An 11633-nucleotide genomic window follows, 5' to 3' on the forward strand; every position below is an offset into this window, starting at 1 on the left:
GCGCATCAGCATCCGCGGCGATCAGTACATCTAGTGAATCACCAGTTTTCACTGCATGCGCATCCATCACCTGCGCTACTAGCTTCCATATGTCAGTGAAACCGATTTTCTTATTGATGAAGGCGTCAACGGCGACCTCGTTTGCCGCATTGTACACTGCGGGCAGCGTTCCTCCTTCAGTTCCAGCTCGGACTGCTAGATCGATTGCTGGGAAGACATCGCGGCGGGCGTCCTCGAACTCTAACTTTGCCAACTCAGCAAAGTTGAGCGGTTTGAGCCCATTGCTCACACGATCAGGATAGGTCACCGCGTATTGAATAGGGAAACACATATCCGTCGTGCTGAATTGAGCCAAGACAGAGCTATCTGCAAACTCAACCATAGAGTGGACGATGCTTTGTGGGTGGACGATGACATCAACCTTGTCCATCTCTACACCGAAGAGCCAACGCGCCTCGATCATCTCTAGGCCTTTATTGAAAAGTGTCGCTGAATCGATGGTGATCTTGCGGCCCATTTCCCAAGTGGGGTGCTTGAGCGCTTGCTCTAGTTGGACTGCATTGAGGTCCTCTTCTGGCCAAGTTCGGAATGGTCCACCTGACGCTGTCAGGATGAGTCTGGAAATTTCCTTCTCACCACCCTTGTGCCCTTCTAGGCATTGGAAAATCGCATTGTGCTCGGAATCGACTGGGAGCACCTTCACACCCTTGCGTTCGGCAGCTGCCATCACTAACTCACCAGCCATCACTAGAATTTCTTTACTTGCTACAGCCAGTTCTTTGCCAGCTTCGATCGCCGCCAGTGCTGGATACAGACCAGCAGTGCCCACAATCGCGACAAGCACCATGTCGGCCCCTTCTAACTCGGCAAGTTTCACCAATCCATCTAAGCCAGTGTAAACCTGCACATCATCGTCGACCAAAGCACGCAATGCTGATTCTTTTTCAGCATTGTAAATAGCCACATGCTTAACACCCGTTTCGCGGGCTTGGTCAGCTAGAGCCTCCACACTGTTGGCGGCGGCAAGCCCTACAATTTCCATCCGCTCGGGGATCTCCTCAGCCACTTTAAGTGTGCTAGTCCCTATCGATCCAGTCGAGCCTAGCAAGACTACTTTTTTGCGCTTCATAAATTGAATATGAGTAAGATTTAAGCCCCCCAGGTGAGGTAGAAATAGAGAACTGGTGCTGTGAAACAAAGACTATCGATTAAGTCCAAAGCTCCACCAATCCCTGGCAGAGTATTCCCACTATCCTTCGCCTCTAAACTCCGTTTGATCACGGACTCAGCAAGGTCACCTACTACGGTGCATAAGGAGAGTAGAATACTAAGGCCAATCACATGGCCCCAACCACCTAACACGGAAAGTTGGTCCATCTGCAGAGCATACAGGCCAGAGCCCAAAGCCACAGCCCAAACAATCGCACCAAAAAATCCCTGCCAAGTTTTACCCGGGCTGATATGGGGGATCATCTTGTGCTTACCAATCAGCGAGCCAGTGCAATAGGCACCTATGTCGGTGATCTTGGTAACACAAACTAGCCAAATAAGTAGCCATGCACCCGGCACAGCTCCACCAAGCTCAGGCACAAACAAGATCCGCCCCATAAAGCTAAAAAGAAAAGGCACATAGAGGAAACTCAGCACCGTGGTTGCAACTGAAACTAATGGTTTGCTTCCTTCGATCGGGTCGCGCAGTTGGAAAATAAAACTCGCGAGTATAGCTAGTGCTAATGCCGTACCGTCAACAGCTCCTAACACCCCTAGAGCTTCAGCGCCTCTGGCCGCCAGTAAGAAACATACTGTTAAAGTGTAAGCAATGGAGAGTGTTAGTCCCCATTTAATTTGGCATGGTAACCCATTAGCGCTGATCATTCTATAAAGCTCAACGCTAGCAGCGATTGCCAAGAAACAAATCAAGCTAAGATACGCCCACTGGTTTTTACTCACAAAAGTACCACCTACCACCGCCACCAACAACACGGTACTAAATAGGCGAGCGGCAAATACTTGAGCCTTTGATTTTTCATCACTCATACGTCAAAGCATCCAAGCCAGCCAACAAGCACTTGGCAATCAGATTCCCTGTCTATTTCCCCCAATAAATGAGCTTTAGAGTTCACATTGGCTAATAGCGCCTTATAAATATCTCGTGGCTCGCCTATTTCAACATGAACTCTTTAAGCTCTTCCTTTTTATTGTCGTCAGCTTTCTTGGGGCTGCCATAGTTGCCCCACACCTCTATGCTTGGGGAAAAGACCTCGCAGCCGAGGCTGCCGTGAGTGAGCTCTCTGCTCCGGTGGAGTGGTTAGCTAACAAATGCGACAGAGCTCAATTTTCACGCTACTTTAATAGGGGCTTGATGGCGTGCGCCCTGCTAGGGCTCTATCCGCTCATCAAAAGCCTCCAGGCTAAAGGCGAAAAACCGACTAAATCAACACTCAAACAACGGATAAAACCTGGTGAACAAGGTTGGCGGGACATGGCTATCGGCATCCTTTTTTCAGCCGGCTTCCTCACCCTATTAGTGGGACTTCTCTATTCCATAGGATGGGTAGAAACATCCGACGAATTCAAGTTTGCGAAAGCATTTCAGAAAGCAATCATTCCTGCCATCATCGTTGCTTTCCTGGAAGAGTGGCTATTCCGCGGACTGCTCTACGATGTTCTCATGCGTAAGCTAAATGCTGTACAAACAATCGTAGGCCTCTCCTTATTCTTTGCCGCCGTTCACTTCCTAAGTCCCCCAAAAGGTATCGCCGTAGCCTCCCCACGAGACGCTCTAGCAGGCTTCGAGATGCTCGGACTAATTGGCCAAAAATTCCTTGCAGCAAGTTCATTCTTTGGGGTTTTCGTAACACTCTTCGTCGTCGGCGCCACCCTCGCCTTCACTCGCTACAAAACCGGTAAGCTTTGGTTAGCCATAGGTTTGCACGCTGGCTGGGTCTTCTCGCTCAAATTCACCAACAAGCTAACTGATCCAGTAGGTGAGCCTCACAGCCTACTCTACAACAACAGCCTGATGGATGGGGTTCTTCCACTTTTGACTCTCCTCATCACTGGCCTAAGCCTATCCTTCTACCTACGTTCTAGGAAATCGTGCACATCCCAAGACTAACAAGTCTACTCGACTACCTCTACCCCCCATCGTGCCATCATTGTGATGTGCCCACCGAAGATGGTCGCTATCTCTGCAAAGAATGCATCTCGGCCAGTTCTCGGGTAGAACCTCCATTTTGTGAACGCTGTGGCGAGAGCTACGACGGCAAGATAGACGCCCCCTTCCTTTGCCACAATTGCCAGCATTTGGAGTTCAACTTCCTCTTTGCTCGAGCAGCTCTGCGTAATACCAGCGCCAACCATCAGCTGGTGGTCGACTTCAAATACCTAAAGAAGTTCTATCTAGCCAATGAATTCGCACTTTTTTGTAAGGATGTAATGCTGAATGATAGACGCTTTGCAGAACTTCCCTTACCAGTAATCATCCCCGTTCCTCTGCACTGGTGGAGGAAGTGGCACAGGGGCTTCAACCAAGCTTCAGAGATCTCCCGTCAGCTAGCGCTGCATACTAACATTCCAACTAGAATAGCTCTCAGTCGCAAACGCAACACTGAGACTCAGACTAGGTTGGGAAGAAATGATCGACTTAAAAACTTAGAGGGAGCCTTTACGTTCAGAAAGTTGGAGCCTCATTTTAAATCGGCAATATTGGTAGATGACGTCTTCACCACGGGCTCAACAGCAACTGCTTGCGCTGAGGTTCTGAAGAAACACGCACCTCAGCTCGAAAACATTGTTGTACTCACCGCTTTACGTGGCTAGACTGCCCACACAAATGGCATCCACTGCCAAATTACTTTACTAACGCCATGGGTATATTCGAACGACCAAGACTTCGCAACAATAAGAGAAAAGACATGCCTAACGATCTCTGGACCAAATGCCCAGAGTGCGATGCCATGATCCACACCCTTGATCTCAAACAAAATGACCAAGTCTGTACCAGCTGCGACCACCACTTTCTGCTCGGTTCGGTTGAGCGAATTGCCTCCATCGCTGATGCTGGTTCGTTTGAAGAAACTAATGCTGACCTCTATTCGAAAAACCCACTCGGTTTCCACAAGTATGAAGATAAAATCGACATGCTTCGTAAAAAGACCGGCATAAACGACGCAGTAGTTACTGGCCGACTCAATGTCGACGGCAACCCAGCAATGATTGCGGTGATGGACTTCAAATTCTTTGCTGGCTCTATGGGCTCAGTGGTCGGTGAAAAAATCACACGCGCCATTGAAACCGCAGTCAAAGAGAAGCGCGGTATGATCATCGTTTCCTCCTCATCTGGAGCTCGCATGCAGGAAGGAATGCTCTCACTGATGCAGATGGCTAAAACCTGTGCTGCTCTGGCTCGCCTCTCTGAGCACGGCCTACCATACATCTCACTTCTCACTCACCCTACCACTGGCGGAGTGACTGCTTCTTTCGCAACGATCGGCGACATCAACCTGGCCGAACCAAAATGTATGATCGGATTCGCCGGTCCACGTGTGGTGAAAGAAACCACCCACCAAGACCTGCCTCCAGGATTCCAGACTGCAGAGTTCATGCTCGAACACGGCCTCGTAGACTCCATCGTTCGCCGTCACGATGTGAAGAAAAAGCTGGGGCAACTACTCAGCTACATGATGCCTCAGTAATCTAAAACTCTTTTCAAAGACCTCTCTGATTTAATTAGAGAGGTTTTTTTGTCCCCTAACGACACTAGTAGATGAATTATCAAGTAGCTCTCGAATGGCTTTATTCAACCCAACATTTTGGCATCAAGCTCGGGCTCGATGGACCGAAGAAATTACTACGTCAGTTGCTAGCGAATCCGACTCGTAACACAAAAGTTATTCACTTAGCGGGAACTAACGGCAAAGGATCTACCTCTGCGATCATCGACTCCCTAGCCCGCGCTACTGGCCTACGATGCGGACTTTTCACCTCCCCCCACCTAGTCGACTTCCGCGAACGTATGCGTGTGAATGGTGAGATGATTCCAGAACAGAAAGTCCTCGAAACCATCCTCGAGATCAAAGAAATCGTAGCCGACTGGGAACACCACCCCACATTTTTCGAACTCACACTCGCCATCGCAATGCGTCACTTCAAAGAGATGGAATGTGAGCTCATCATTTTAGAGACCGGCATGGGCGGCCGACTAGATGCCACCACAGCCGTACCCGCAGACGTCTGCGTGATCACTCCAATCGCGCTCGACCACTCGGAGTGGCTCGGCGATACGCTAGAAAAAGTGGCTGGCGAGAAAGCTGGGATCATCTGCGAAAAAATGCCCGTCATCAGCGCTCAGCAAGAGCGCTCAGCAGCCATCGTCATTGCGGAGGAAGCTGAAGAAAAGCGCGCCCCACTCATCACGGTAAAAGGCCCTCTACTAGGCTATAACATCAACCTAGCTGGCAAGCACCAAGCAGAAAATGCAAAACTAGCCGTCGAGGCCGTCACCGCTCTAGGAATACAGCTCGATTTTGACACGGTTAAGTACGCACTTGCTAGCATCGTTTGGCCAGGTCGATTCGAAACCCTTTCAGAGCAACCTCAAATCATCATCGACGGTGCGCACAACCCCCACGCGGCACACGCGCTGGTAGAAACTTGGAAAGAAAAATTTGGCACCAAAAAAGCCACTCTAATATTTGGAGCCGTTGAAGAAAAAGACGTAGGAATGGTGCTCGAGATTCTTTGTTCGATCAGCGATGACATTCACCTCACCCCTCTCGATTCACCACGCTCTCTCACTACCGAATCAGCAGCTGCAGCACTTCCTAAAAACACAGCTCCCACCAGCCACAAGAACTTAGAAAGCACACTCACTTCACTCAGAGAACACACAAACCCCATCCTCATCGCTGGCTCACTCTTCCTCATCGGAGAAGCCAAAGCACTTATGGGTGAAGGTGGCTTTCAGCGCAGCTCGCAGTAGCTCGAAGCTACGCATGTAAAACGTGAACCCGGTAAGGGCTTCAGAAGTTGAACGCTTCTCTCCTAGTTTTCATAGTGACTACCTGTAAGGCACTGCTGGGCTAAATTTTCAAAGACCTCTGACAAATTATTCATAAACCCCTTTGAGTCATCACTCACCGCAATCGAGTCCCCTATAATCACATCACAGTTGAATGGGACTAACAAAGCCTCGCCTTTTGGTAAAGCTTTCCCTAACCCGTGCATAACCACTGGAGTGACCAACGTGTCTTTCCTACCTTGAAGTAGGTAACACAAACCTCGCTTAAGTTTCGTTATTTTCCCAGGTTGCCCTCGTGACCCTTCTGGGAAAATAATGAGAATATCTCCAGCATCCAATGCGGACCGGCAACCAGCAAATAGCTGGTCAACGTCTTTGCTAAACATCCTAGATAAAGGAATAACACCAATCACATTTAGAGAAAACCAAGCGAGAGCTTTATTCTTCATAAAGTATTCCTCAGCAGCGACAGGGCGGATCAGGTGCACCATTTTCAGAGGGTACAGACTCATCAAAACCATGGTATCTAGGTGGCTATTATGATTAGCAGCAATTACCGCAGGACCACCCCTAGGAAGCTTCACCCGGTTACCGATGTTGAGCCCTAATGCAAGGAGGACAATTGGCCTTACCACTAAACCAAAAAATAAGATCTTCAGCATGCGGTTCATGACATCTAAAAATACAGATAAGAGATATAATGGAAGAACAAAGGTGCCGTGTAAATCAAGCTATCCATACGGTCTAATATACCTCCATGGCCCGGTATCAATCCCCCTGTATCTTTGATCTGTAAGTCGCGCTTCACAGATGAAATCACCACATCCCCAATAAATCCGCTGACTGCAATAATACCCCCGCCTATGAGACCCTCCATTTGACTCAACGGAGTCAAGTAGGGGCCTATCACAGCTGAACAGATCAATACAGTCACAAAGCCACCTAGGAAACCTTCCCAAGTTTTGTTAGAGCTCACCTTTGGTATGATTTTCCGCTTACCAATCAACTTCCCCCAAATGTACTGACATACATCGTTAAACTGTGTGATAAACAACAGGAATAAAACTAGGCCAATCCCGCCAGCATCCTTATTTAATACCGGTAAAACCAGCAAATAGGCTATGTGGCTTAGAGAAAAAACAGTCAACATAACAGCCCAATGTATAACGCTTATCGACCGGATGAACCCCTTGGTTTCGCCAATGAGCAACATGCGCATGGGGAGGAACAAAAAAACGTACACGGGGATAAAAATGATGAACATCCCATACCAACCAATGGAAACAAAATAATATTGAATAGGTATTGATAAGTATGCCCAAAAAATCACGCGTCTGTCTGTTTGTCGAGTTGGAACCAGAGACAGGAATTCCTTCAAAGCCAAGAAGCTCAAGAAACCAAAGAATGCTATAGCGGCAAGCTTACTGGTAACTAATACAAGCAGGAGTAATCCTACCATCCACCACCACGATCGGATTCGCTGCTCCAGTTCGGTGTAATCTTTATTTGAATTCTTCGCCTTGAGTAGCAGCCTGGTAGAGGTAGCTAAAACTAACACTCCAACGATGGATAACATCGCATAGAGAGAGTATTGTGGGATATTTGAAAACATTACTTTTTCTCTAAATAATTGTACGCGCCTAGAATACGCCGCCACGCTGTAATAACACACCCCACAATAATCAGACAGAGCGTCACAAAGAACACCCAGCCCTGATTACCTAACAAGGGTTCAGCTGCCGAAGCCACACAAGCGACAGTCACCAATGCCATCCTATGTTGCTTTGCCATTGGCCCTCTAAAGTCTGGAGGGACACCCATTCCTACAGCTAAATTTCGGATGTACGCAGTCACCACAGCTAACAAACCTGCACACCATCCAAGCTCAACACTACATGCTGTGACATCTGTAGCATAGCCGACAGCAACCAATATAAGTGGGTCAGCAATGCGATCCGGAATATCATTATACATTTCACCTGAGGCTGTTGACTTCCCACCTTCCACCGCGACCATCCCATCGAATAAATTACACAGTAATCGACACTGAATATATACGGCAGCTGCAAGTGGCAAAACCCACTGATACATTCCATGAGCATACGGAAGCGTGAATAGACTGGCGGCCGCTAGTCCCGCAAAAAAGATACTAGTTACTGATATCTGATTGGGAGATACATTTTTACGACTTAACCAAGTTGCAAAATTCTGGACAATTTTGACACTCCTAACTTTCAACGGCCGTCTAGATTCACTCTCTTGCATAACAACTCCTAATAGACAAAATGCCGTAACTCATCAGAAATAAATAACTAGTCGGTATTCTAGCCTTACTCCTTCACTTCGTGTAGCGACGAAGTTCGAAATCGTCGAACTTCTCTACTACTTCGTAGCCACTAAAAAAGTGCTCGAACTCTGGGAAGCGGGTATCTCCTTCGTAGTTTTGAAATACATGGGATACCAATAGTTCGTCAATGTGCGGCAGAAAGAGCGAATAAATCTCAGCTCCACCTATGATGAATACTTCTTCATTCATCAGCTCTAACTGCCTCACAGCTTCAGGAATATGCACCACATCCACACCTTCAGCCGACCATGATTGATCACGTGTGATCACTATATTTTGACGCTTTGGCAAGGGTCGACCGATAGAATCATAGGTCTTACGCCCCATCACAATTGGGTGTCCACTCGTTGTGCGTTTAAAAAGCTGTAAGTCCTCGGGCAGGTGCCATGGTAGATCATTTCCTTTACCAATCACTCGGTCAGGAGTCATCGCTACCATCGCAATCAATTTCGGCTGATTATTCATTCTGGAGTGAGACTGACTAGAGCTACGTACACGTGCAAGCCCAATGATATAGACTAACAGGATCTTAGGCTTGCAAATATTTGGATAAGCCAGAAAATATGACTCATGTATACCGATTTTAGCCTGTGAGTATAAAAAAATCCAATCCAGCCATCAACATCACTCGCATGCTTTACCTACTAGTTTGCGAGCTTGCGGGTACCGCTCTGGCGTTCCAGAGCCTCGGACCAGACAAAATGTGGATCGGGATCATAGCGGGACTTCTGGTCGGAGCCTTCTTCATCATGGCCGAAAGCTTGATGAAACAATTCTCAATAAGAGGATTTTCTACAGCCACCTTAGGTCTAGTCATTGGTCTATTCTGCGCATGGCTGCTCAATACTGTCCGTATACCTGAGCTCTTGGCTGTCACTTTCAGCTCTCATATTAAGCGACCTGAAGATTTTGCGCTAACTTTCAACGTCTGCACATACGCCACTCTAGGTTTCCTCGGCACAGTCATCGCTCTTCGTAGCAACAAAGAAGATTTAGCCCTCATTATCCCTTACGTTCGCTTCAGACAGGAAGCCCAGAAAGGTCGACCGCTCTTACTTGATTCTGACGTCATCACAGATGGACGCTTAACCGCGTTGATAAACTCTGGTTTCCTCGAGAACAATCTCATCATCCCGCGCTTTGTTTTAGAGGAACTACAGATCATGTCTAACTCAAATTCGCCTGGTCGACGCCAACGAGGCCAGCATGGTCTTGATTGCCTAGATGACCTACGTACATCCCAGCGCACTCGCGTAAGCATTCACGATGCAACCCCCGCCTCGCCAGATGACTCCCACGATGCCATTTTGATGCAGATTGCTCTCCTCATCAATGCCAAGCTACTCACAACAGACGACAACCTCAGCAAGGTCGCCCGCCTCCAAGATGTCACAGTTCTCAACATCAACGACCTAGCAGACTCTCTCAAGCCTAAGGTTGCAGTAGGAGTTCGCATGAATCTCGCTATCGTTAGAACAGGTAAAGAGGCTCACCAAGGTGTCGGCTATCTACCAGATGGCACCATGATCGTAGTAAACAATGCCGCCACTAAAATTGGTTCAGCCCTCGACGTCACCGTCATTTCCACCATCAACACCTCAGCCGGCTTGATGGTCTTTGCGGAAATAGACAATAAAACTTAAGTGTTCTTAAGCAGCCACAATCCTCTATGTGAAAGAGAATTGCGCAGCTACTCACAAGTTATACACACAACTGCTTGATTTTCTTTTACAAAACTAGCAAGCAATCCTTTACAAAAGTGATTAGAGTAGGCAGAAACACCTCAATTTACAACTCACTTTCATGCCAAAGGACACCTCGATTAAAAAGATTTTAGTTATCGGCTCCGGACCAATCATTATTGGCCAAGGATGCGAATTTGATTACTCAGGCGTGCAAGCCTGTAAAGCCCTCAAAGAAGAAGGATATGAAGTGATCTTGGTAAACTCCAATCCAGCTACGATCATGACCGATCCGGAGTTTGCACACCGCACCTACATCGAGCCAATCACTCCTGAGTGTGTTGAGAAAATCATCATCAAGGAAAAGCCTGATGCCCTGCTCCCAACTCTCGGTGGCCAGACAGCCCTCAACTGCTCCATGGACCTCGACCAGGCTGGCACACTCACAAAGTACGGCGTGAAAATGATCGGCGCCAATGCTGATGCCATCGACAAAGGTGAAGACCGTCTCCGCTTCAAAGAAGCAATGCTTAAGATCGGCCTCGACCTTCCGCACTCGGGTGTCGCACACACCATGGATGAGTCCCACGCGATCCGCAAAGAGATCGGCACTATGCCACTCATCATCCGCCCAGCATTCACCCTCGGTGGAACTGGTGGAGGCATCGCATACAACATCGAAGAATTTGAAGAGATCTGTGCACGTGGCATCGACCTCTCACCCGTTTCCGAAATCCTCATTGAAGAGTCTCTCCTAGGCTGGAAAGAATACGAAATGGAAGTCATGCGTGACTGCGCTGACAACTGCGTGGTTATTTGCTCCATTGAGAACTTCGACCCTATGGGTGTCCACACTGGCGACTCCATCACTGTAGCTCCTGCGCAGACACTCACTGATCGTGAGTACCAGATCATGCGTGACGCATCCTTCGCATGTATCCGTGAGATCGGTGTTGAGACAGGCGGCTCTAACATTCAGTTCTCAGTCAACCCTAAGGATGGTCGCTGCATCGTGATCGAGATGAACCCACGTGTTTCTCGCTCCTCCGCTCTTGCCTCCAAAGCTACAGGTTTTCCGATCGCTAAGATCGCAGCCAAGCTTGCAGTTGGTTACACTCTTGACGAGCTCAAGAACGACATCACCCGTGAGACTCCAGCATCCTTTGAGCCTACTATTGACTATTGCGTCACCAAGCTGCCACGTTTCACATTCGAGAAATTTCCAACAGCTGATTCAATTCTTACCACTCAGATGAAAGCAGTAGGTGAGGCAATGTCCATCGGCCGTACTTTCAAAGAGTCCATGCAGAAGGCTCTTCGCTCGCTCGAGACTGGCCGATCAGGCTTCGGGTTCGACGGCAAAGGCGCGCAAGCTCCAAGCCGCGAAGACATCGAACGTAAACTTCACGTCCCTAACGCTGAGCGCATCTTCTGGCTCAAGACAGCATTTGAAAATGGCTGGACAGTCGAAGAGATCTTCGACGCTACCGCGATCGACCGTTGGTTCCTCGAGAACCTCCAGCAGATTGTCGACGAAGGACTTCAAATCGCCTCCACTGAAAACCTCCTCGAGAACAAGTAC

12 protein-coding genes are annotated in these 11633 nt (G+C 48.3%); 6 read left to right on the top strand and 6 right to left on the bottom strand.

Features of this window, described 5'->3' with window-relative positions; all coding sequences use genetic code 11:
* On the bottom strand, positions 1–1129 hold a 1129-nt coding region (locus tag ABGY95_RS03480), incomplete at its 3' end, for a 1-deoxy-D-xylulose-5-phosphate reductoisomerase (RefSeq protein ID WP_347440314.1).
* A 20-nt stretch (positions 1130–1149) separates the two neighbouring features.
* Positions 1150–2037: a CDP-archaeol synthase gene (locus ABGY95_RS03485; protein WP_347440315.1), complete on the bottom strand. Its 888-nt coding sequence runs from the start codon at positions 2035–2037 to the stop codon at positions 1150–1152.
* Positions 2038–2152: 115 nt separating this feature from the next.
* On the opposite strand from ABGY95_RS03485, the gene ABGY95_RS03490 reads away from it, so the two are divergent.
* The 4 genes from ABGY95_RS03490 to ABGY95_RS03505 all read left to right on the top strand — a co-directional run bounded on the left by ABGY95_RS03490 (position 2153) and on the right by ABGY95_RS03505 (position 5983).
* Positions 2153–3118: a CPBP family intramembrane glutamic endopeptidase gene (locus ABGY95_RS03490; protein WP_347440316.1), complete on the top strand. Its 966-nt coding sequence runs from the start codon at positions 2153–2155 to the stop codon at positions 3116–3118.
* Positions 3100–3822 carry a ComF family protein gene (locus ABGY95_RS03495; RefSeq protein WP_347440317.1) on the top strand — a complete coding sequence of 241 codons (723 nt, stop codon included), beginning with the start codon at positions 3100–3102 and terminating at the stop codon, positions 3820–3822. Before ABGY95_RS03490 ends, ABGY95_RS03495 begins: the two co-directional genes overlap by 19 nt.
* Positions 3823–3869: 47 nt before the next feature.
* Entirely contained in the window at positions 3870–4697 is an 828-nt protein-coding gene (gene accD, locus ABGY95_RS03500; RefSeq protein ID WP_347440319.1) for an acetyl-CoA carboxylase, carboxyltransferase subunit beta, read from the top strand.
* A 71-nt stretch (positions 4698–4768) separates the two neighbouring features.
* On the top strand, positions 4769–5983 hold the full coding sequence (locus tag ABGY95_RS03505; RefSeq protein WP_347440320.1) for a folylpolyglutamate synthase/dihydrofolate synthase family protein: 1215 nt from the start codon (positions 4769–4771) through the stop codon (positions 5981–5983).
* Positions 5984–6045: 62 nt separating this feature from the next.
* Here the strand turns inward: ABGY95_RS03505 and ABGY95_RS03510 are convergent, their stop codons facing one another.
* The 4 genes from ABGY95_RS03510 to ABGY95_RS03525 all read right to left on the bottom strand — a co-directional run bounded on the left by ABGY95_RS03510 (position 6046) and on the right by ABGY95_RS03525 (position 8834).
* A complete protein-coding gene (locus ABGY95_RS03510) occupies positions 6046–6693 on the bottom strand; it encodes a lysophospholipid acyltransferase family protein (RefSeq protein ID WP_347440321.1) in 648 nt (215 codons plus the stop codon).
* Positions 6694–6698: 5 nt separating this feature from the next.
* Positions 6699–7634, bottom strand: coding sequence for a phosphatidate cytidylyltransferase (locus ABGY95_RS03515; RefSeq protein ID WP_347440323.1), 936 nt, complete (start codon positions 7632–7634; stop codon positions 6699–6701).
* Complete coding sequence (locus ABGY95_RS03520) at positions 7634–8113, bottom strand: CDP-alcohol phosphatidyltransferase family protein (protein WP_347440324.1); 480 nt, start codon at positions 8111–8113, stop codon at positions 7634–7636. Before ABGY95_RS03520 ends, ABGY95_RS03515 begins: the two co-directional genes overlap by 1 nt.
* Before the next feature lie 247 nt (positions 8114–8360).
* Positions 8361–8834, bottom strand: coding sequence for a dihydrofolate reductase (locus ABGY95_RS03525; protein ID WP_347440325.1), 474 nt, complete (start codon positions 8832–8834; stop codon positions 8361–8363).
* 125 nt (positions 8835–8959) lie between these two features.
* Here ABGY95_RS03525 and ABGY95_RS03530 point away from each other — a divergent pair, with 125 nt between their 5' ends.
* A complete protein-coding gene (locus ABGY95_RS03530) occupies positions 8960–10012 on the top strand; it encodes a PIN domain-containing protein (RefSeq protein ID WP_347440326.1) in 1053 nt (350 codons plus the stop codon).
* Between the two features lie 160 nt (positions 10013–10172).
* Positions 10173–11633: carbamoyl-phosphate synthase large subunit (gene carB, locus ABGY95_RS03535; RefSeq protein WP_347440327.1), on the top strand; the 1461-nt coding region annotated here is incomplete at its 3' end.

Origin of the sequence: Rubritalea sp., from assembly GCF_039830215.1 — a bacterium.
In the GTDB taxonomy this organism is placed as follows: Bacteria; Verrucomicrobiota; Verrucomicrobiia; order Verrucomicrobiales; family Akkermansiaceae; genus Rubritalea.